This window comes from Gabonibacter massiliensis (assembly GCA_001487125.1).
Taxonomy (GTDB): Bacteria; Bacteroidota; Bacteroidia; order Bacteroidales; family Marinifilaceae; genus Gabonibacter; species Gabonibacter massiliensis.
The window spans coordinates 54,914-78,211 of sequence record LN913009.1 but is presented as its reverse complement, the minus strand read 5'-3'; the positions used below and the strand labels follow the sequence as shown (position 1 = coordinate 78,211).

The following is a 23,298-nucleotide window of genomic DNA, read 5'->3' as shown; positions in this document are numbered from 1 at the left end:
CTTGGAAATAAAAACAGGGGACGTTTGACTTGTCCCCTGAATAGTCGTTAACCTTGTCGCGCTTGCGGTTTATTGAGAATCGTTATTTTTATTAGCAAGAGTAACCATGTAACATGGAGTTAAATACTCCGCCATATTCTCGAAGCGAATATTTGTTATTTTCTCCGCTAACAAGGCCTCCCGAACCTTTCGGGTCATGACGATCCCGAACCATTTATCCGGCATAAAGATATCGCTACCGTCCCATTGCTCCATGTCGACGTGAACGCCCTTGTAATTAGCTTCCTGAATACCTGTCGGGTACTCGATATACACGATCTCGCTTTTTTCCCTGTCGATTCTCCCGGCTCGTCCCGTGACGGAGAATCCCTGGTAACCGGTTACTTCCTCTCCCTTTTTCGTGAAAAGCCGGACGGGAAAACATTTCCATCCCGTGAAATTGTTTTTTTCCAGTACCTCCCTGAAACGATCCGAGATTAAATAAAGCGAGGCGTATCCTGTTCCTAGCACGTCGTCGTATCGTTTCCCGCTATAATGACGGAACTCCAGGGGAAATTCCGCCCCCCGGTAATCTCCCATTAATAACATCCGGTATTCCCATAATCCACCGGGCTCTGCCCATGTCCATTCCCGTGTCGATGTCATTTGTACCGTCACGGAACTATACCGGTCTCCAAATGAAAATAAGTCTGATAATTTCATAGTGTTTAAAAATTTAAAGTAAAACCGTGTTTAGCACCTAATTCCCGGGCGAGACCATAAGCTCCCCTGGTGGTGGGATTGTCCTTGAAAAATTTATCCCATCTTTGATTGTACCGGTACGAGTTTTTCTGGTGGGTGCCCGTTTCCCACCAGCTCCCGAACTTGGGGTCATTGACGTTAATGCCTAATTTTTTAAAATTATCATGGAATTTCTTCGGGAATACATGATGTGCCTGCATGCTTTTCCCGGGGTTAATGCCGGTTAACCGGATCATGTTTTTCCGGAAGTTCCCGGCTTTAAAAGCCTTCAGGGCCTTGCTTGTCACCTTGCCCCCGGTGGCACCCCATCCCGCGACGGGCACCATGGCCGTGGCACTGATGGAAGCGTTGAGGTAATCTCCCTGGCATAGGTAAACCAGCGCGTTTATGCCGTCGAAAATCTCCCCGGCGACGGGCATCAGCCCTATAATGTCCAGAGCCGATTGCAGGGTGGCGACGCTCTTGTTATGTTCACTCTCCACCCAACGAATTTTTAACCCCTGTTGTACCCGGTAATCCCCGTAATGATGTTGTTGAAAAAACATGGCCGGTCCGCTCGTCCAGAAGCGGTTTCGTCGTCTGGTGGCCGTGACGGTGACCTCGCCCAGCTCGATCACGTCCTCGTTCGGGTTAAAACTGGGCCAATCCACGTCGTTTACGGGTATACCGTCCAACCCGAGGAAATCGATGAATTGCACGGGATTGTTCAACGCGTAGGTTAGGGGCGATCCCGCCGGGTCTTCTCCGGCTATCGGGTCCGGAACCCACCACCTGGCAATCGCGTTATCGTACATGCGCCATCCGTAATCCAAGAACCCGGTGTTTCCCGTGATTTGTTCTTCCTTTCCGTTGTACTTGTAGCGGTTTCCTCCTTGTTGGGCGTAATCTGCCCGGGCGTGTTTTGCCCCGAAAGGGTAATAGTCGTTTCGTTCCTTCACGGTCCCGTTGGCATCGACAATCACCCTGACGCTGCCGAGGTGATCGGTCAAGAAGTAGTTCACCTCGAAGCCACCGCTGGCGGAACTGTTTGCCCGGATCACGCCGCTCCCGAAATTGGCCGACTCGAGTTGTAACCCGGCACTTGTTTTCTTGTATGTCAAAGAACCCAAATAGTCAAAACCGTTCCCGGCGGCATCCCTTACCCGTAACTTGGTTCCATCAGCAAGATGGGTGTAGGATGCTTTCAAAGTTGTTCCGGTTTTTACCGTCGATAACAAATTTAAAACATTATATTCAAAATTCAAATTTTTTCGGCTGTCATTTAGCATGTTGCCGTTTTTATCGTGGGTATAGGTGCCCGATGCGGCATTGCCCGGGGTGTAAATATCCCCGTCTGGCGTGGTGCGGATACTCTCGTTTAAGCCGGTCAGCTGGTTGCCCGTGTAGGTGTAAACGAGGTTATCCACCGTGTTCCCGTTGGCCGTTCGTTGCAAGGTTTTGATATTGCCGTTACGATCGTAGGCAATGCCTCTTTCCAGGTAGTTGCCTGCCAGGGTCGTCCACGTGTTCCCGTTTTTCTGGAATTGACTTGTTTCTTTCAAGCGGTTTATCCCGTCATAGGTAAACCCGTACATCAGGGCTGTGTTTGTCCCCTGTTGCCATTCCCACTCGCTGATGTTCCCGTTATAACGGGCGGGCGTGGTGCCCCGGGGTGAATCGTAACGTAATTTCATTTTAAAAGGTGTACTCTCTTTCCCCGTCAACCATCCTCTCGGGTTATAGGTCATCGTTTCCGTGGTGTTCCCGTGTTTCACGGTTTCGAGTCGCCCGACAGCGTCATAGGTATGGATAGTCGTGGCGGGGGCGCCGTTGTTCAAATTCGTGACGGAGGTCATTAGCCTTCCCCTGTCGTCGTGGGTATTCACGGTTTCCAGGATATCCGTCCGCGTGGCGCTTACCCCGTGGCTTTCCCGTTGTTGCAGCACGTTTCCGACAAAATCGTATTTAGTATCGATCCGGCTTTTTTGACCGTGAAGATTGTCGTTCACGGTTTGGATCACCCGGCAACGGTCGTCGTAGTAAGTAGTCACGGTCAACCAGGTGTTTGTTCCCAGTACCCTTGTTTTTGTACCGGTAACGCATCCGGTAACGTTGGGGTAATACGCCTCGGGGTAACCTGGCGTCGCGACGAACGGCAGTACCGGGACGTTAGGGGTGGGCGTGTAAGAATCATACCGTGTATATTGGAGGGGAGCACGGGTTCCGGCGGGGGAGTAGTTCTCGCTTGCGGAGGCGGCTGTTTGCAAGTCGGCGTGGGTGGTTGCCGCCGCTAACACGATTTCGCCCGTTTCGATTACCCGGTTTCGTGGATCGTACAACGAGTAGCTCCACTTGTTAGCGTTTTCGTCCCGTTGTTTACCGTCCTGGCTCATGACAAGCCGATCCCGTTTGTCGTACACCAGGTAGACGGGATCGCAACCCGGTAAACGTTTCACGGTCATTCGTCCCCAGCGGTCGTAATCGTACCGGTAAGCCAGTTGCCGGAGGAGAGTTTCGTCAATCGTGCTTCCCAGTCGATAGCTGGCCTCCGGGGAAAGAACATAACGGAGTAGTCCCCGGTCGTCGTGCACGCTGTAGGTTTCTAATCGTGAGTTTCCTTCCGTGTTTGCCGACAGCACGATTACGTTCTGGTTGTCCGAGAACCTTTCAGTGATGTTCCCGTCTTCGTCGATGATCGTTTCCTTTTGGAGGGAGCCGGCGAGGTAATACCCGTCAAGAGATAACGTACCGTTAAGGGAAACTTTGTAGCGACGAACCTCATTGGTCGTGTTTAAGCCGTGGGATATCGATACTCCCTTTTGGCGGTCGTGCCAGTTTTTGCCCGCTCCCGTACATTTTATTACCCGATTTAGGGGAGAGTTGTCGTACACTGTTCCGGTAAACGCGTGAGCGGCTTCCGCGGTGCCGTACGCGTTCCAGTTGCTCGCGGTCGCGGGGGTATCGTGATAAGCCCCGTTGTTTCCGCTCTTGTTGTAAGGGAGATACTCTTTTTCTATCCTTCCCTGCACCCCGTACACGAGGGGCAGGATGATGTCGGCCGTTCCGCCGGAAGAGGCTTTAACCAGAATCACCTGTTGTTTTCTGCCGAAACCGTCGAGATAGATCACGTTATAGATGCTTCGGGGAGAGGGAATGCTGTTACTCGGTTCGATGTATATTTTCTCCGCCACGAAGTCGCGTGTAGTCGTGAAGGAGGGAGGCACGGTATTCTCGTTTACCGGGCTGGCTTTTATCCCGTGGAAAAAAGCCACCGTCAATAGTACAAGTATATATATGTTTTTCATGATCTTAGAATTCGAGTTAACGTGTTTTATTTTAGTCGATTGTATTGCAGCTCTTTCATCGTGTTGCCTGTCCGGTCCTTTATCCTGATCAGTCTGCCCGCCTCGTCGTACTCGTTCAGTTCCAGCTGCCCGTTGTGGTCGAACTTGCAAAAAATAGATCCGTCCAGGTTATAGGAGATCGCCTCGAAAGAGGATTCCCGGGGAACCATGACGATGCTCACGACATTTGACGGAATCGTGGCGGTAACGGAAATTACTCCGGCGTACGGGGTCAGGTCGATTTCAAATGACTGTACCGAGTATCTTGATGAACCGGAAAGCGTCAACGTCCCGTTGCTTGTTCCCCCGGCATGACGAACCGAGTAAGTAAGCGATGTTTCCGGTCCTTCGACCAGGACAAATAGTTTGACTCGTTTCGTGTTCGGAACGGAAGTAATACTTATTGTGTTTTCCGCTGGGAAAATTTGTTCGGGATCGAAAGGGGTCAGTTTATCGAAAAATTTCAGGTTAACAATTTCCGGATTGCAAATAGCTCCTATCATGAATTGGAGACTATTGATGTCCATGTCAAAGCTCGGTTCATTTGCTACAAGGAAATACGATAGCATAAAGGAGATAGCATGCGTATTGTCGTTGGCCCTTGCGCTGTCGAGCCATACTTGAAATTGTTGGGGATTGACCGGTGCGGTTCCGGAAGCGACGACAGATATGATGTTTATCATCAGGCCATGTTCATAGGTTTGCGTGTAAGCCATGTAATCCGGGCCGTAATTTATTTTTGGGAAAACGTTGTATCCCTTGATAAACTTGTCACACAAATCCCGACCCCGAATGTTAATATTTATTTGTTCTTTTAAAGAGGCGGCCTGTGTATGTCTGTTCCGGTCTATCGCCGCGACAAGATCCGGGGATGCATTGTGTGCCTTTAAGACGATGTAGTTTCCCGAGGCATCGTACACGTTAGCGGAGCTGGTCGAACGGGTCGTGTTACCCACGGGCTGGTAAAACTTCTTTATTTGCTTGTATTCGGAACTGTTCTCCGTGCGATAATTGTTTTCTCCTCGTGTGAACAAGTTTTGATCGGGTATGGCCAAGGTGTGGGCAACGGGGTTTTCTGTTTGATAGATGTGTTGATCGGTAAGACCGAAAAAGCATGAACTATCCGTTTCGAGGGTTTCGTACCGGGATACTGTTTCATCTATCAATTGCCCGTTTCTCAGGGTTATTTGCTTGATCACAGGGGATAGCAGGTTTGCCTGCTTCATTTTCGAGATAAACGGGCTTGCGGATTCGCTCATCTCGGTTACTCGGCTTATCACTTTCACGATCGTGTTCCCGCGGGAATCTTTCCGGGATATTCGGGTAGGCAAGCCGGAAGCTCCCGGGTTATCGTAAAAGAATTCAGTCTTTTGAAACGGCGTACCGCTTGCCCACGTGGTAAAGTCGTTAAAAGAGGCGCTATCCGTGACTTGTACCTCGAAACGGTATTCCGATAGCTCTTTGAGCAATGTTTTTCCCCCGTAATACAGCTCGTAGTTTTGTTGCGGTAGTGTTGTTATCCGGGTACGGGGTTCTATATTCGGTATAAAGGTGTGGTCGTAAGGGATATAATAACACAATCTGCCTTCGTCCTGGTATAAAAGAATTGTCCCTAATCCCTGGAAATAGGCTATCTGTTCTTCCCGGTCTAAATAATACTCGTAAGGTTTTACCTGTACGCGTTTTTGTTTGTAACACAATGAGGTATCGCCTTGCGTGAAATAACTCATGTTGTCATAAAAATAGGGTGAAATGAATCCCGGGTTAAACGAGAGATCGGTGTAGTACTTCTTTTCAACGAGTCGTTTCAAGTTCCCACGATCATCATATTCGGCTGTGGCTAGGGGTAAGCCGTTTAACCAGAAAGGATAAATTAGAGGAGCTTCCGGCCAGAAAAAGTACAGGGAAGGCACGTGAAACAAAAAGGTTTTTATCCCTTTACCAGGAGTGGTCTCTTTCACGTAAGGATAGTATACCCCGTTGTTTCCCGTGTTTAAAAAGGCGAAGCCCGTGGATCTGATCCTGGAGTGTTTTACCCAATCCGTGAATTCCTCGTAATGGACTAAATCAAGGCGTTCGTAACTGTCGTACACCATTTTACCGGGACGAGGATAGGCATACAAGACAGAGTCTGTCTTTTCTCCCGTCCGATCCATGAATGTTAATGATTTTACCCGTATCCCGCCGATATCGACTACTATCGTTCCTGATGACGGTTCCTGTTTGTATTCCGCCACGTTCGACTCGTAATCGATGCTCAATCGCCCCCCGTTTTTCAGGGTAATTGTTTTTAGAGAATAGGCTTTTGCCGCTTCTATATCCACTTTTTGGGAATAAGGATTGTCATTTCCCACGAGTCGTTTACGATATCCCCAGAGGTCATAATACGGACTTCCTTCCGTGGGCAAAGGGTAATAATCGAATAGCATTTTTTCAATGGATACGTCATTCTTGTCGTAAAAATAGAGAGACGTTAACACGTTTCCTTGATATAGTTTGACCTTGGAGATTTGGTTCCCGGTGATGTCTGACAAGGTGATCGTGTTTAATTTTGCCATTTGTTCCTTGTAAGTGAACATGATCTTTTTATCCACGCATTTTATTTCCGTCAATAGAGGGGATGTTATTTTATAAGATGTTATCCCTCCGCTTTCTTTTAACGTGACAGGGGCCATCTCGTCGATACTTTCGATAACGTACCGTTTGGCTGTTTGAAACCAAGAGGCGGCAGCCCGGGCATTACTTGAACTGCTATTCTTGTACGAGTTAATGAGGTTGTTTAACGTGTTGATTAAATTTTGTGAGGCAGCCGTCACGCGTTGAATATCCCCTAACATCCCCATGATCCTGAGATTCGTGGTGATGATTTGCTGATTTTCCTCAAAATACGGATTTATGATCCAATTCCCATACCCGGCATACACGAGAAATTGACTGTTTAGTTGGGCTTCGCTCGAATACGAGCCAAGATATCTTTTTGCCTGCTCAATGGCGTATCGAAATTGATTTTGATAGGAACTGAAATTAAGCGACCGTTCAATCACGGGACGACCGTACCAGTACGACGTGCGATAAGGAGAGATGTACTCGGTTTCGACTCTCCCGGAGTAGTTGAAGGTAATCGGTTCCCCGTTTAACGGTTCTATCCGGGTCAGATACCATGACGAGAGGTACATTTTGTTCCGGATCCCGTTGCTACTGATGGCGGCTTCCGAGTTCATATTTTTTATTAATTCCGAATAATAGAAATAATAACGATTCCCGCCTTCATCCGTGATAGTCCACCCGTTTATAAATTTCCCGGCTATACTGGTGCTACACTCGATACGAATGTTCGTTCGCTCGAGGGGGACGGCATGGATTCGGTTATTCGCGTCCATCTTGATCATGAAGTTGACCTTGTTGCCGTTAAATACGGCAGTGAAGATATCGGATTCGCCGTCTCTTTGCCGTTTATTGACCCGGTCAATATCAATTTCTACGACAACGGCATCAGCCTCGCTTTCTGCCCGTGCATAGCCCAAGTCGTCTTCATCGGCAATTCCTCCCCGAACGACACGCGTGACGATCCCTCCCGTGTTTAGGGTCCAGTTATAACCGGTTTGTCCCGGTTTTTCATCGATTTTTACTCCTTTCGCGTTATAATCCAATGATACGGGTAGCAAAAAATCTCCGGAACGGAGCGTGTACAGGGGAATACTGTAGTGGAATGTGCCCGTGGCATAATCGACGGAAACGTTTTTCATGTTCAAGTAGCCTTGAGCTTGCTCTCCCGGCTCGAAATTTTGTGCCGGGGATATTCCCGGTATACCCAGGAATATGATCAGGATAAAAAATAGTTTATTCTTCATGATCTTATTATTTCTTTAATTTAACACTTGTCCCGGTTGGCTTATTTTAGTAGTGAAGTGTCGGGGGAGGGTTAAATTTCTTTTTCCATAGGCACGTCTGTTTTTTAGGTTTGACTTTTCGTGCCTTGATGTTATATCAAAGAATGAGCAGTAAAAAGGGAGTAAACATTCTTTTGTTATTTTGTTGTACTGAAAATAAGCTCCTTTAATTCAGAATGTTGCATGAATATGTTGATCGTAAACATTTTTAAGTTGTAATATGTGGGTGTGAAATTTGGTTGTAAACGGAGTATTTTGTTTTATTGTTGAAAGAAAGTTGGAGAGCGAATGGTTTGAAAAATTTTAATGGTATTGGTGTGAGAAATAAAAACGAATTGTAATTACTCCGTGTAATTTGATTTGAGATATTGATCTCTTTATTGCTTCTTTCATAAAATTTTGATGAAAGGAGATTCTATTAAAAAACGCCTAAATGTTAATAAATGTAAATATGTATTCTGTTTTGATATGATAATTCTATTACTTTCTATGTTAATCGAGTTATTAATAACTGATTACTGGTAGTGTGATATTTTTATTGATAAATATCATAGTAAATATATATAAATAAAAGTATAGATATGTGTATTAAAAGGAGTGAAAAAGTAATGTTTACTGCCTTTTTAGTGCATGTTTGAGTGTTTAAATTTATCAGAAATTAATTAATATATTAATTATGAATTTAGTGCTTTATGTAGAACAACGGTCTGATATGACTCAAAAGGTAGTCGATTTATTTACAAGTAATGGACATCGTTTGATTGTTGTTAAAAGTAATGGGGAAGCTTGTGATTACTGTAAAAAGCGGACTCCGGATATCGTGTTTCTTAGGGATTATCCCGAGAGGTATTCGTGTACGACCTATGCTAAAATGATAAAACGTCAAAATTGTAATATTTATGTCATTTTAGTCGGGGAGAAAATCATTGCTGAACAGGTTGTAAACGGATTGAATGGTTTCGCTAACCAATACATAAGTCAAGAGTGCGGAGCGGAAGGTATTTTGGCTTATGCGCAGGCGATAGAAAGAGAGGATCGTTTGAATGCAAGGCGGGGAGGAGTCCTGAAAGTGGCCAAGGATGTTTATTTGAAGAGAAATGTATCCGAATTGATTGTTGGACGTTCGGCCACGAGGTTAACGGTAAAACAATACGCGATATTGAGACTGTTGGTCGAAAATTGCTCTTGTGTCGTCCGGCGTCGAAGCCTATTGTTAGAGGGATGGGGATGTGATGACGAATCCAATGTTCAGGGATTAAGAAAGATCATATCCTGTTGTCGTAAACTATTGAAACCGATACCTTATGTCGAGATTGTGACCTATTGGCAGATGGGGTATATGTTAAAAGTACAGGACGAGGAAGAGGCAAATGTATTCGATGAAAATGAGTATCAATATGAATGTATTAAATGAAAAATAGTATGAATAAAAAAAGAAGTTTTTGTTTAAAGGCTTTTTCCTTGCCTGAATTATTGGTTGTTTTGGTGATTATCGGCATTCTGGTGTTAATTGCCTTACCTAATCTGATGCCGTTGATTTCAAAAGCGAAGAGTACGGAGGCGCAGCAGCAATTGGTTTTTCTGCATACCCTGCAGAAGAGTAATTTTTATACTCACTCGCGTTATTCCACCTCGTTAGAAGAGTTGGGGTTCGAACAAGCAAAGCTTACGACGGACGGGGGAAATGCCAATTACCGCATTGAGATCGTGGAGGCCAACGAGAAAGGTTTCCGGGCAATAGCTACGGCGGTTGTGGATTTTGACGGCGACGGGATATATAATGTTTGGGAGATCAATCAAAACAAGGAACTGAAAGAAATCACGAAAGATTAAACGATGGAATTTTTGTTGACGATACCTTTGATGCTATTAATCCGTTCCGATTTTAAAAGGCGGGTAGTGAGTGTATACACCTTATTGGTCTTCGGAAGCTTACAGTTTATCGTTGTTTTAATGAAAGAAGGGATATATGAAACTGTTATACGGACCGGAATAAATAGTGTAGTTCTCTTATTTTTAGGTATAGGTGTGTGCTTGTATTTATTACTGAAATACGGTCCGGTGGCGTTTGCGACCCGCCGTTTTATCGGTAGCGGAGATATAGTCTTTCTTTTTTTCCTGACTCCGGCGTTCGCGGGATTGGAGTTTCCGAAGTTTTTGGTAATCTCGTTTTTGTTGACATTGGTGGGATGGGGCGTTTGTTGTAAACGAAAAAGGGAGTTGATGATTCCGTTAGTGGCGACGGTCGGTATTTGTTACTTGATTCGGATTTTAATCCGCTTCTTGTTTCCGATGTGTACTGTTCAATATTCAACGTTATGAAAGAAATTCATGTATCTACCGAGATGCTTCAACTTTTTTCTGCCCGGGAAGCGTGGGAGTATCAATTGGTGCCTTGTGAAACGAAAGGGGATACGTTATGTTGTTACGGGGAGTCCGGTCGGGATTATGAATCGGTTATAACCGAATTGGAAGTATTGACCGGAAAGAAGATCGTTGTAAACTCTTTGAATAGAGAACTATTTTCCCGGTTGATAAAACAATCGTATCGTAACGAGGGAGATGCGGTCGAAAGGGAACGCTTAAAACGTAAACCGGCTTCTGGAAATCCGGGGTTTCTGCAAGGATTGATAGAAGAGGCTTACCGGGAGTATGCCAGTGATATTCATCTGGAGCCGGATAAGGAGCGTTGTCGGGTGCGTTTTCGGTTGGATGGAAAATTGGTGGAGCGTTACGTGATCGAGAGAGGGAATTACGCGGCCTTGGTCAATCAGGTAAAGATTTTGGCCAATCTGGATATATCCGAGAAACGGTTGCCTCAAGACGGTCGTATTCTTTACGAACAGGGAGAAGATAAATTTGATGTCCGGGTCTCCTCTTTACCGACGATCCACGGGGAAAAGGTGGTGATGCGTCTGTTAACCCGCCACGTGGAGTTATTGGAGTTAGAAAACCTGGGGTTTTCCCGTAAGCAATTGGAGGATTACCTCGTGTCTGTCAGGAGACCGCATGGGTTGGTTCTGATTAGCGGACCCACGGGATCCGGTAAAAGTACGACTTTGTATGCCACTCTTCGTTTGTTGAACGAGGTGACTAATAATATATTGACCATAGAAGATCCGGTTGAATACACTCTTCAAGGAATAAATCAAGTACAGTTGAAAGAGGAGATCGGATTGACGTTCACGGCGGCCTTGCGTACGTTTTTACGACAAGATCCGGATATTATCATGTTGGGTGAAATCCGGGATACGGATACGGCTCAAATGGCTATTCGAAGTTCACTCACGGGACACTTGATTTTTTCGACGATCCACACGAATAGTGCCTGGGGAAGTGTCTCCCGCTTGGTAGATATGGGAGTGCATCCCTATTTGATAGCGGATACGCTTATTCTCTGTGTGGCCCAGCGTTTGGTACGTTTGCTTTGTCCTTGTTGCAAGCAAGAGATAGAGGTCGGGGCGATTTCAGGTCGAATTTCAACCGTTCATCGTTTGAAATCTCTGTTTAAACCTGTAGGGTGCGAGCAATGTTATTATACTGGCTACCGGGGACGTAAGGCTATATATGAGGTCATTCCGGTGGATGAAGAGTTATCCGGGGCGATCCGACGGGAGGAGTCCGACATCGGGAAGTATCTTCGGGAACGAAATATTCGCGCCTTGTCGGATTCGGCTCTGGAATTATTGGAGACGGGACAGACCTCTCTGGAAGAAGTGTTGACTTTACTAAACTCGTAAAAAGAGATATGATGATGAGTATAAAAATGATTCTGCTGTTTGTTGTTTTACAGGTATTCGTCGGAAAGGTGAAAGGAGAAGAAGAACGGCTGGATTCTGTCCGGGTGAGGTTGGAACGGGTTGTTGCCCGGGATAGTGTTTACCTTTCCGAGATCGATATTTCTGTCGGGAAGTTGTCGCTTGGAGAATTTTTTCGAGCCATAGCCCGGGTAAACGGGGTGAATCTTTGTTACAAGGTGGACGAGGATCAGATGGTTACCTGTAACTTTAAACGGATTCGTATCGATGATCTGCTTTTTTTTCTGTGCAAAGAGTATCGTTTGGATTTGGAAGTTGTGGGGAATATTATTTCGATTACTTCCCCGGAACAGCCTGCTCCCGTTGCACGGGAGCCCCGAATAGAATTTGATAGTATAAAGGGTGTTTTGTCTTACGATCTTCGGGATGACGATCTGATTTCCGTCGTTAAAATAGTGAGTGTTTTGACCGGACAGAAGATCGTTGTTCCTACTGATTTATACCGCTACCGGGTGTCCGGATATGTTCGGGAGATGCCGGTGAAGGAGGCTATTACGGTTTTAGCTTCCGGAAATAAATTGGAGATTGTCCGGGAGAAAAGCGGAACATGGATGTTGTATGCTCCGCTGGCAGCTGCCGGGGATAAAAGCGATACGGCTCCCCTTTATAACAGGAGGCGCGGTTTTTCTGCCGATCAGATAACGGCCGATAGTTTGAAAAGGATAACGGCTTCGATCAACCGGGGAAATATTCAGGACATCGTGGCGGATGTGTGTGCGTTGCTCGGAATCGACCGGGTGTTTCTGGTTCCGTTGAATCAGGAGACGGCGCTACACGTGAAAAATGTTGATTTACCTGCTCTTTTTTCGGTGCTTTTTGCCGGTACGCCTTTTACTTACCGGGAAGAGAATGGAATATTTCTATTCGGTTCGACGACTAAAAATAACGAGTTGGTTTTAACCCGGGTGATACCGATGCGTTATCGTTCGGCGGATAAAATCGTGGAGTTGATACCCACGGCCATGAAGACCGGAATGCAGGTACAGTTGTTTCCGGATCAAAATAGTATTATTGCGACCGGTTCAACTCGTCAGGTACGGGAGGTGGAACGATTCCTGGAGTCGATAGATCGTAGCGTACCTTTGATTACGATAGAGGTATTGATCGTGGATTCCAGAAAAAGCGTCATCCGGGAAGTGGGTATAACGGCCGGACTCGGAGATAAACCGGTAAAAACAGGCGGTACGTTAAGTCCGGGTGTGGCCGTGTCGCTCTCGGCTTCCTCGATCAATAAGTTGATCAATAGCTTTAACGGTTTCGGATCGATTAATTTGGGAAAAGTGACGCCTGATTTCTACCTTAACCTGAAAGCCTTGGAGGATGCCGGGAATATCGAGTTGCGTTCGACTCCGAAACTTTCTACCTTAAATGGCCATGAAGCAACGCTTAAGAGCGGGGAGACCAAGTATTATAAAGAGGTCCAAAATAATTATTACGGTTCTCAGATCCCGGTCCCGACAGAGTCTTATACCTGGAAAAATATAGAGGCTAATTTGACGCTGAAGATCGTGCCTTTCGTGAGTCAGGACGGGAAGATAACCCTTTCGATCGAGATAGAGCAGAGTGAGTTTACAACCCGGGAGGAGAAGGATGCCCCTCCCGGTACTGCCACCCGGAGTTTTAAGTCTTTGCTTCAGGTGCGGAACGAAGAGATGGTCCTGCTTGGCGGGATAGATCGAAATAGCCGGGAAAAAACGTCTAACGGATTACCTTTCTTAGCCCGGATCCCGGTTTTGAAATGGTTGTTCGGGTCGACGAAAAACAGTAAGGTGGATGAGAAGTTAAACGTATTTATTAAACCTACGGTGATCTATTGAAAATGAGAGGATTGAGTGTAATATTGAAGAGAGTTGGACTCCTGGTTGTGCGAATGAAGAGAGAGGGTGATCCGGTTGTGGATTACCTGGAAGGGATTTGTCGCGGAAAAAGAGTGACGATAGTAAGAGAGGAACGAAGCGTGGAACCGGAGTCGTTTTTCAGAAAATCTCCTGATTACCCTGTTGTTATATGGTTCACGGGAGAGGGGATTATTACGAAGTTATTCGATGAGACCGGAGGTGGAATGGAACGAATAACTGTCGGAGGTGAATTTTTGTGGGAAAGGGAGTCTTTTTCCGGGGATGGGATGAAGATCGTTTTTACCCGGAAAGAGAGAATAAAGGTTTTGTCGGCTGTTTTGGAAAAGCAGAAGATTCCCGTTGCAGGCATTCATTTGAGTCCTTCTGTCGACGAACGGGAATACGAGTCGTATCTCTTCCGCTTTTTTCAGGAAGAATTGAAATGGAAGGTATTGATGGAGCCGACGGAAAGAGGAAGTTGTTTGTGTACTCTTCTGAGGCGTAAATTGAGATTACCCGTTTTGGTCTGTCTGCTCTCTTTATTGTTGGTCAATTTCCTGTGGAACGACACGTTGAGAAAACGTCACTCTTTGCTACAGGCCGAATTGACTCGGATGGAACGTAATGTTTCGGCACGGGATAAGCATTCGAGAGAAGTGGAACGTGTCGTGAATGAATACCGGCGAACCGGAAATCGAAGGAATGCTTTTATCGTCGACCGGATGGCTGCTGTTATTCCTCCGGAAGTCGTGCTGGAATCTTTGGAGATCGGCCCGCTTCTCAAAGTTTACGAAGAGGGAAAACCGTTGTCGATTCGTGACGGTTTGCTGCGTTGCAAAGGGAGATGTGCGATAACGGAAAAGATAACGCGGTTTATAGGAGAGTTGACGAAAACGGATTTCGCCCGGGAGGTTAAGTTGATTTCGTTGGAGCGGGAACGGGATACGGGACAGTCGCTCTTTAAAATAGAGATTCGGTTATGAACGGATGGAGAGCCTATAAGAGTTTTATAAAACTGGCCGGCTTGTTGTGTGCCCTGCCTTTGATAGCCTGGTTTTTAGGTTTTCAGGGAACGGTTGCTTCCTGGCAGGAGTATAGAGAGAAACTGGGCGTGTTGGAAAAATTGAGGATGGAATCGGACGGAAGTAGTCTACCGCGGGTAAAAGAGGTTTTTTCTTCACAAGCCGTGTTACAGGACGGGCAGTGGTTGAAAAAATTATCACCCATGCTTACGGAAGGAGAGACCGTCGTGTCTAAATATACTCCTTATCTGCTTCGAACGGAAGGGAGCGTAAGAATAGATATCGGTGAATTAATTCTTTCGGGAGATTTTATCTCTTTAGTGAAATTATTGGATTTTATCGAACGGGATAAATCATTGGGAAAAGTGGTTTCGGTCGTTTTTGGTACGACCGTAGACAGAGTGAAGAAAAAGAAACAATTAAAAATGACGTTATGGATACAACAATTAAGCGTACATCATCGGGAGTGAAACGGAAGAAAAGGGTGGCCGGTTGTATGATTCTCTTGCTTTTATTGGGAGGATGTGAGGATTTGTTCGAGAAAGATATTTCGGAGAAAAGAGTGTGTTTGATAGCTCCGGCCGATAGCATTCGGACACCGCATGGGGAACAAAATTTCGTGTGGGAGGAAGTTTCCGGGGCTTCGGGTTATAGATTGGAAGTGGCGAAACCCGGTTTTGAACGGCCTGAGTTTTATTTGTTGGATACGCTTGTGACGGGGAATAAATATTCTTTTACCTTGGATATAGGTACCTATGAATGGCGGGTAAGGCCGGAGAATTCGGCATATAAAGGATTGTATTCCGTACGGAGAATTGTTGTTTTACCTTCAAAAGAGGAGTGATGAAAACATTGAAAAAGAACGGGACCCAATGGATATTACTGGCGTCGACTTTTTTGATTTGGGGTGCGATTGCGGTCCGGGTGATCGGGTTAACCGGTTCCGGGATAAAAACGGAGATTCCCGTTATGGAACCGAGAACGTCTCCTCTCGGAACAGAGGTTGCATTGCTATTAAATTACCGGGACCCTTTTTTAGGTCATGGATCGGCTCGGCCTGTCTCCCGGGGAAGACTGCCCGGAAAAAAGCGGGAACTCCTTCAGCAAGTGGAGTCTCCTCCCGGATTCCGTTTGTTGGGTAAAATTAAAAAGGGGAAAAAAGACTTTCTTTTGGTGGCGTCGGGAGAGGAGCGACGGATTGTTGCCGTCACCGACAAAATCGACGGATTCTTGGTTTGTAGCGTGTTTGCGGACTCTGTCGTCGTGCGTAAAGGAAGTAAGCAATACACGGTAATCATGGAAAATGAGTAAAAGGACAAGCGTTTTATTGTCCGTGCGTTAAAAATCTGAATTTATGAGAAATTGTACGATACCGGCTTCGGTGCTGGCTACCGTATTGGTAGTTTGCATGCTTATGTTATTGGTTGTTTTGTCTGTTATGTCATTGTGGTACATTGAATTAACATTGAAATATCAATCGGAGCAACGGGAACGATACCGGGCGCATATCGAGTCTGCTTTTGTACTTTATGCTTTGGACAGTACTTTGACAGAGAGGTTACGGGAGGATCGGACTTATCTGCTTTACGAGGGAGATTCCTCTTCCCGGGTACAATATACTTCGGGAAAATGGGGTTTGTATGAGGTGGTCACCGTGAAGGTTCGTAACGGGACACGGGGAACCCGGATGTTCGGAAAGAGAAGAGAGGGGAAATACGGAACGACTCTTTTTCTGCCGGAAGATGGACGGACTCTTTCCTTAGCCGGGAAAACCTACGTGAAGGGTGATGCCCGGATTCCCCGTAACGGGATTGTTTACACGCAGGTGCGTTCGGTCTTTTTCGGGGGGGAGAAGGTCGATGCCGGAAGTATAAAACAGAGTCCGGAAGAGTTCCCCTTTCCTGAAAAGGAGTATGTTGACGGGATTCGAGAACTTTTTTCTCTTGATGGATATCCTCTTCTTGCGGGAAACGAGTATCTGCATCGATCTTTTACCGATTCGCTTCTTTGTTTCGAAACGGGAGAATACCTTTCCGGAGTCGATATGCGGGGGCGGGTAATCCTGTATACCCCGGGAGAACTTTTTTTAGAGCGGGATAATCGCTTGGAAAACCTGATCGTCGTGGCCCGTAAAGTCGAAATTGCTGCCGGATTTCAGGGAAGTCTGCAGGTATTTGCGCGGGATTCCATTCTTCTGGAGGATGAGGTCCGTTTGTCTCCCGGCTCGGGTCTGTGGGTGAGCGGAGAGAACGATCGACGGCTTATCCGTCTTGGGAAGTATTGTGAGGTAAATGGCTATATTATCGTATCCGGGCATGATGAGGAGAGCGAAGTTCCTTCGGCCAACTATTTTCAATCGAAGAGTTCCAGGGTGCGAGGATTGGTGTACGTGGACGGTATCGCCGAGGTACACGGGGTCGTTTCGGGTAGCCTGTATGCCCGGTCCTCTTACTATTTTGCCCCGGAAGGGTTCTATTCCGGGATTCTTTATGATGTGGCTTTGCTGGAGACTTCGCTGGTCTCTTATCCCTTTTGGATGGGAAAGAATTACGAGAGAAAGGAGGTCAAATGGGTCGATTGAGACATGAACTGCGAGCCTCTTCTCTTTTGGAGTGTATCGTGGCTTCCGTTATCTGGTTGGGAGCTTTTATGGTCACGATGGAGATATTGACACGCGTGATGCTAAAGGAGCAATCCCCGGAAGAGGACTTATGCGCTTGGGTAGCCGTGAAACGGTGTTTTCAGGACTATTCGAGGGGGGCCTTTCCCTCGGGAAACTACACGAGAACTTACGACGGGGGAATCTTGGAGATCGAGTTGATTCCTTACCGGGGTAAAATACAACGATTGAGTATTCACGTGTATCCTTTGCGGGGCAGAAGGGATAGCCGGTACGATTATCTGATTAAATCCGAAAACAATGAAATTTGATGTAAAACGATTTGAATGGGAAGGAACGACCCTGGTAGAAATATTAGTTGTCGTAACGGTTTCTGCCCTCCTCTTTCTGGCTCTCTTTGACGGGGTTGATCTGGTTCGGGGGTTGACGGCCGGACTGACGGATAGATTGTTGTCCTCCTATCGTTTGTCGGATAACTACCGGAGAATGGATTGTTTGCTCGAGGCGAACGATCGTGCCGAGCTTCGGGGAGAACGTTTATTCCTTTATCGAAACGGTGAGGTTTGTTCCGTGTTGGAAAAGAGGGATTCGGTTGTCGTACGGGTTGGTGAGGAGAGTACGGATACGCTTTTTCGTCCGGTAGAACGATGGGAGTTTATATCCTCTAAAGAAGATCTCTCTTTTCCGGATTCTTTGCGGATATATCTGCGGATGGGGAAAAAGATCTTGGATCTTCCTTTCGGTATCGGTAATCGCCGTCTTGGAGAAATTACGGATAAACTGCATGAGCAGGAAAAAATATACGAGTATGAAGAGTGATATCGATGTATTTCGGAAAAACTGGAGATTGAAAAACGGGAAAAAGGAGGTACTTTTTTCCGAATTACACTCGCTTTTGACTTCCGGTTTGGACTTTGGGCGTTCGTTTCGGTTACTCATCGATGGGGAGACGGACAAACGAGTAAAAGTTTTGTTGGAGGAGCTATATGCATCCGTGATTATCGGGCATTCGCTTTGGGAAAGTTTTGTGGCGAGTGGGAAATTTTCTCCGTTGGATAGCGGGGTGTTACGGATCGGAGAAGAGACGGGACGAGTGGATGAATCGTTGCGTTTTTTGGCCGATTATTACCGTAAACGGGAGGAACAACGCCGGATGATAACGGGTGCCGTGAGTTATCCGTTGATTATCCTCTCGACGGCAATGTTGGTACTGGTATTTATGATATTGGTCATTGTCCCTATGTTCGAACAGGTGTATGCTCGCATGGGAGGAGAACTTCCGGCTATAACCCGGTGGATTATTTCGTTATCCGGCAATTTTCCGGTTTATTTATTGACTTTTTTGGGTATTCTGGTTGCGGGGGGACTCTTTTTCTTTTTTCAGGGTAAAAACGATCGGATTCGTTCTCCCCTCTCCTCTTTTTTACTGCGACTTCCCGGGATAGGGGGATTAGTTCGAAAAAATCAGGAAGCCCGTTTTTGCAAGTTGCTTTACTTGCTTTACGGCTCCGGAGTTCCCCTGTTAAACGGGATAGAGCTATTACGGGATATTATTACCTTTTTCCCTTATCAAATTTCATTCGATAGGATTAGTCATGGGTTACGGAAGGGAGAACTGTTTGCCGATACGTTGAGTGTATTTCCATTGATTTACGATCGAAAATTAGTGACTCTGGTGCGGGTTGGTGAGGAGACCAATCGTCTGGGATATATGCTTTCGAAGCAAGCGGAAGATCTTACTCGGGAGCTGGAACATGAATTGAAACAACTCGGGAATCTGTTGGAACCCGTTCTGATACTGTGTGTCGGGGGACTTGTTGCCCTCGTGTTAGTCTCGATGTACCTGCCGATGTTTAAGCTCGGGGGTGTCATCGGATAATGAAATCAAATGTCGAATTTTTTAAATGTGTGCTTATGAGAAAGGAACATGAACATTAGTTAAAAACGATTTGTCGGCAGTAGGCCGATGGAACCAAAAGTGAAATTTAAAATTAAAAAATTATGAAAAAGAGAGTGTTTTTTATATTCATATTATGTTGGGGTATTTTAGGAATGTCCCGTGCGCAAAAATTTGAGCCGGGTGAACAGGCAAAAGGACTTGCCGATTTAAAGAGCTCGTCTGTCGATTACAGTACCGGAACTTTTAATTACACGATTCCCCTGTTTGAGCTATCTTCCGGGCATTTTACCCTCCCTGTTTCCCTTGTCTATTCGGCTAAAGGCGTCAAGGTAGACGAGCAGGAAGGACCTTACGGAATGGGGTGGAATCTGATGTGCGGAGGTGTGGTTACCCGTACGATTCGCGGAGGAATGGCGGATGATTATTATGGCGGATTTTTAAATGAAACTTTAGACCACACGACGGCAACCCGGAAAAAGGTAAATACCCATAAACAGGATGGAGAATCCGATCTTTTCACGGCTTTTTTCAACGGACGGAAGGTCTCTTTTATCGAGGTAAAAGAGGCCGGTCAGGTGGTCGTAAAAACCTTGGAAAAGTCGAATCTATTGATCGAAAAAATAGAAGACGGATATGAGATCACGGACGAGAGCGGAGTGAAATATGTCTTTTCCGTTCCGGAAATGACATTAGGAGCTTGTTATCAGGATCCGAACGATGCGGGAAACAATATCTGGAATAAAGATTTTGTCTCTTCCTGGTATTTGAGTGAGATTCAAATTCCCGGTGATGATCCTATCCGTTTTTATTACACGGACGGTTCTGTTGTCGACTACACTTCGTGGAACGAGATGGTATATAATTACGGAAAGGGGGTGAAGGAACGCGATTGTAAGATCGATCGTTATCAAAGACAAATTACCACGAATATAGATAATGCCAAGTATTTTGCTTCTCAATTACCCAATGATATCCGGTTCAGAGAATTGGCTCAGAACGTGGAAAATATTCCTACCTACGTGGAAGTATTGACTGAGGTGCAGCGCTCTGAAAAAGACGGGATAACATATAGCAAGTTGGATGTAATCCGAATCCCGACATTACATACGACGATCGATTACAATGTAATGAATCAGATTGCGGCAGCCGATCGTATTATCGGTTGTTTGTCCGATTGGAATTATATTTCCGAAACTTGTTCGGGAACGATGACCAATGTCTGTTACGTGCGGAATTTACTGGATGAGTATATACAAGCCGGGCTATTGGATGCGGCGGCTCTTCGCGGGAGTCTGACGGAAATCTTGCGTTATATGAGGCTTGATATTGAAGAAACAACAACCAAGACCGTTCGTAAGGTGAATGATTTTATGCGACAGTCGGCTAAAGAAAGAAGACCGGATCGAATTATCTGGGGTGCGAATAAAATTGTTTTTTTAGGAGAAGGACGTTCTGTAACAGGGATACAATGGCAGAATTATAAACAAGATGTGGTCCGGGAGGTTAACTTTTCCTATAAAGGACGAACCTTGAGTCGATTGACGATCGGAAATGAAAAAGCCGGATTACTGGGGTATTATAATTTTGATTATTACTTGGATACGTTGCATGCCAAAACTCGGGATATATGGGGTTATTATAACGGATCGGCTACGAATATCGAACACTTGATTCCTTTAGTGGCGGAAATACAAACGAATTACCCTTATGTACAATCGGAACATTTAAGCCTGCCTCCCGAGCTGACTACATCTCCTGCCCGATCCTGTAATATCGATTACGCGAAAGCCTACTCTTTACGGCAAATCACGGGAACCGGAGGTTGGAAGTTAAACGTGAATTACGAGTTGAACGAGTATAACGGAAGTAAGTACGGCGGAATTCGTGTGAAGGAGGTCGTGCTGGACGATGGGGAGGGGAACCGGGATACCACCCGTTATCATTACCGGAATCTCGCCGCTACCGGTAACACGGGTTCCGGAGTGTTAGCGTTGGGATACCAAACCTTGACAAAAGAACTGAATTATGGTAGTTTCTCCGATAAAGTCCTTTTATCTTCCGTGCAAAATGACGAAATGGCTATCGTGAACACGGGGAATAACGGATTGTTCTACCAATACGTGGTGGAAGAGCAGGTGGGGAACGGTTACACGGCGCACTATTTTTGCGTGCCCCAATCATTTCAGACGACAACGGTGAATCAACGTTCTTTTTACCCTTATTGGTTACACGGTTTGCCGCTCGGTACTGCCGTGTATGACAAGCAAGGAAGGCTGTTGAAACTGAAAAAGAACCGCTATTCTCAAGCTTTGGTCAATCTTCCGGGGACCACTTATACCATTTCGAGTACGATTAAAAACGAGTTCTTTCCGGGGGCTTCTCTTTATGGTTTCTCTACCCAGGTTGAACAATTGAAATCCTTCCGCTTTTTTGTGGATACGGAGAATGCGTTAACCTATATGCCGAATCGAAACGAACCGTTTTATTGGAACGGGGAGGCAACAGTCTATTTCAATCCCTATACGACTTTTTATGTCCCCAACGTGCAACCCCGGGAGAATATGGTAGTGCCGGACCAATTTTATAAAATATATTACGGAGGAGCGACCGTTTTGACCGGGGAGGTGGAGTACGATTTCTTCGATCAGGAATCGGCAGCTGCCGGAACACCTTCCGAGAGTGATTTTACAAAAACCTCGTTTACCGGAAAATATAACGTGACCACCCGAAGCTACACTTACGGGAATACCCAGCGAACTACCCCCACGAGTGTTGTCACGACCACGGCCGACGGAACAGAGTACAAGCAGGATTTAAAAGTAGTGATGGATGCCTTTCCCGATAACACGAGCGCGTTGTTGACCGATATGCGTGCCGCTAATATGCTCTATTTACCCGTTCGAACGAGTACGTACGTGAAGGCGGCGGGAAGCACGAGCTTTCTCCTTGCCGGTGAAGAGGTAACGACTTACACGGATACCCTGATCGGTGGAAAACATTATTACCTGCCTTCTAAATTGTTGCGATCGAACCAGGTGAATCCCGTCAGCGTGGCAAGCGGTAGTTTGAATAATTACTTCACGCGGGCGCAGTCGGCCTATACCGTGGATAACCAATTACATTACTCCGGTGTAGGTGTGAAAGTGGAAGTTGCCGAAGTAAAATCTGCGGCGGGTAAAGAGACTTATGTCTATGACGAAGAGACCGGTAATCGTATATTTGTGGCCGCGCAGGCCGATCGTTCTTCCGTGGCCGCAATCGATCGCTACCGGAAGAGCGAATTAAAGCATCTGAATTTGAATGAATTGCCGGATAAAGGTATGAAGGAGAAATTGGAAACCTACTACGATTTTCATCAAAATCTCCCTGAAAGTGTTTTACGGGATTCTTTTTTGAGTGAGTCCTGGACACTTCATAAAGAAATTATGAATATCGTGGAGGATATTTTACAAGGTAAAGAACATCGTCAAAAAATCTTTGAGGAGGCCGGTAAAAAGGAGCAGATGCAGGGAGAATACGAAATGGTATGGTACCGTAGACAAAATAATATTGGAATATCTCGGGCGGATTATTTAAATATGATACAGGATATTGTCGATCCGATCCGGTTTGATACCCGGAAACCCGATATGATGGCATTCTTGTCGGGACGGGATAAAATGGGTGTGGACATACCGGGTAAACTACTTGTACAGAAGGTAAATGCTAATAAATATCGTTACAAGTTATTGGTTGAACGTTCTGCCGCAAAAGCCCTCTCCATATCCGTATCCTGGACATTTACCAAGTCGGGGGTAGCGGTCGGAACCGGGGAGAACACGTTCACGGTCACCCAGGGAACAGGACACTATTGCATGGAGGGAGAAATTCCTGTCTCGGCGGCGCAATTGTCAGCAAGCCTGGAATTGAGGTTTTCTGATGACGTGCTGTCCGCCGCGCTCTGTCCGGACGGTATTGAATTCGAACTGACCAGTCTTGACGGTAAAGGGAATGTCGTTTGTCGTACCGGCAGAAACGGGATTATCGAGAGCCGGGAATACGATCCGCAAGGGCGCTTGCTCCGGGCAAGAGATAAAAACGGGAATATTCTTCAAGAGTATCACTATCATGTACAGCCTGGTAATCATTAATCGTAAAAAACAAGAT

17 protein-coding genes are annotated in these 23,298 nt (G+C 46.0%); 14 read left to right on the top strand and 3 right to left on the bottom strand.

Annotated elements, in window-relative coordinates:
• Positions 1–69 precede the first annotated feature (69 nt).
• From BN3283_RS00525 to BN3283_RS00515, 3 genes are read right to left on the bottom strand one after another with little or no spacing between them, the layout of a single operon-like run.
• Positions 70–702, bottom strand: a complete 633-nt coding sequence (locus BN3283_RS00525) for an imm11 family protein (protein WP_059025297.1) — start codon at positions 700–702, stop codon at positions 70–72.
• Positions 703–707: 5 nt separating this feature from the next.
• A complete protein-coding gene (locus BN3283_RS00520) occupies positions 708–4,025 on the bottom strand; it encodes a DUF6443 domain-containing protein (RefSeq protein WP_059025296.1) in 3,318 nt (1,105 codons plus the stop codon).
• Between the two features lie 26 nt (positions 4,026–4,051).
• On the bottom strand, positions 4,052–7,915 hold the full coding sequence (locus tag BN3283_RS00515) for a hypothetical protein (RefSeq protein ID WP_059025295.1): 3,864 nt from the start codon (positions 7,913–7,915) through the stop codon (positions 4,052–4,054).
• Positions 7,916–8,630: 715 nt separating this feature from the next.
• On the opposite strand from BN3283_RS00515, the gene BN3283_RS00510 reads away from it, so the two are divergent.
• The 14 genes from BN3283_RS00510 (at position 8,631) to BN3283_RS00445 (ending at position 23,282) form a co-directional block, all read left to right on the top strand.
• The gene (locus BN3283_RS00510) at positions 8,631–9,368 is read left to right on the top strand and encodes a winged helix-turn-helix domain-containing protein (RefSeq protein ID WP_059025294.1); all 738 of its coding nucleotides are present in this window, start codon (positions 8,631–8,633) and stop codon (positions 9,366–9,368) included.
• Between the two features lie 8 nt (positions 9,369–9,376).
• Positions 9,377–9,787: a type IV pilin protein gene (locus BN3283_RS00505; protein ID WP_041504738.1), complete on the top strand. Its 411-nt coding sequence runs from the start codon at positions 9,377–9,379 to the stop codon at positions 9,785–9,787.
• A 3-nt stretch (positions 9,788–9,790) separates the two neighbouring features.
• Entirely contained in the window at positions 9,791–10,276 is a 486-nt protein-coding gene (locus tag BN3283_RS00500; protein WP_059025293.1) for a hypothetical protein, read from the top strand.
• Positions 10,273–11,694 carry a GspE/PulE family protein gene (locus BN3283_RS00495; protein WP_059025292.1) on the top strand — a complete coding sequence of 474 codons (1,422 nt, stop codon included), beginning with the start codon at positions 10,273–10,275 and terminating at the stop codon, positions 11,692–11,694. The genes BN3283_RS00500 and BN3283_RS00495 overlap by 4 nt, the downstream gene beginning before the upstream one ends.
• A gap of 11 nt (positions 11,695–11,705) precedes the next feature.
• A complete protein-coding gene (locus tag BN3283_RS00490; protein ID WP_286137415.1) occupies positions 11,706–13,589 on the top strand; it encodes a type II secretion system protein GspD in 1,884 nt (627 codons plus the stop codon).
• A gap of 2 nt (positions 13,590–13,591) precedes the next feature.
• A complete protein-coding gene (locus BN3283_RS00485) occupies positions 13,592–14,593 on the top strand; it encodes a hypothetical protein (protein WP_059025291.1) in 1,002 nt (333 codons plus the stop codon).
• Complete coding sequence (locus BN3283_RS00480; RefSeq protein WP_059025290.1) at positions 14,590–15,102, top strand: hypothetical protein; 513 nt, start codon at positions 14,590–14,592, stop codon at positions 15,100–15,102. The genes BN3283_RS00485 and BN3283_RS00480 overlap by 4 nt, the downstream gene beginning before the upstream one ends.
• Positions 15,066–15,476 (top strand): hypothetical protein, encoded by a 411-nt coding sequence (locus BN3283_RS00475; protein WP_059025289.1) that lies wholly within the window; start codon positions 15,066–15,068, stop codon positions 15,474–15,476. Before BN3283_RS00480 ends, BN3283_RS00475 begins: the two co-directional genes overlap by 37 nt.
• A complete protein-coding gene (locus tag BN3283_RS00470) occupies positions 15,476–15,943 on the top strand; it encodes a hypothetical protein (protein WP_059025288.1) in 468 nt (155 codons plus the stop codon). The genes BN3283_RS00475 and BN3283_RS00470 overlap by 1 nt, the downstream gene beginning before the upstream one ends.
• A 43-nt stretch (positions 15,944–15,986) precedes the next feature.
• On the top strand, positions 15,987–17,213 hold the full coding sequence (locus tag BN3283_RS00465) for a hypothetical protein (protein ID WP_059025287.1): 1,227 nt from the start codon (positions 15,987–15,989) through the stop codon (positions 17,211–17,213).
• Positions 17,201–17,563 (top strand): hypothetical protein, encoded by a 363-nt coding sequence (locus BN3283_RS00460; RefSeq protein WP_059025286.1) that lies wholly within the window; start codon positions 17,201–17,203, stop codon positions 17,561–17,563. Before BN3283_RS00465 ends, BN3283_RS00460 begins: the two co-directional genes overlap by 13 nt.
• Entirely contained in the window at positions 17,553–18,071 is a 519-nt protein-coding gene (locus tag BN3283_RS00455; protein WP_059025285.1) for a hypothetical protein, read from the top strand. Before BN3283_RS00460 ends, BN3283_RS00455 begins: the two co-directional genes overlap by 11 nt.
• Positions 18,061–19,131, top strand: coding sequence for a type II secretion system F family protein (locus BN3283_RS00450; protein WP_059025284.1), 1,071 nt, complete (start codon positions 18,061–18,063; stop codon positions 19,129–19,131). Before BN3283_RS00455 ends, BN3283_RS00450 begins: the two co-directional genes overlap by 11 nt.
• 122 nt (positions 19,132–19,253) lie before the next feature.
• A complete protein-coding gene (locus tag BN3283_RS00445) occupies positions 19,254–23,282 on the top strand; it encodes a hypothetical protein (protein ID WP_059025283.1) in 4,029 nt (1,342 codons plus the stop codon).
• Positions 23,283–23,298 lie beyond the last annotated feature (16 nt).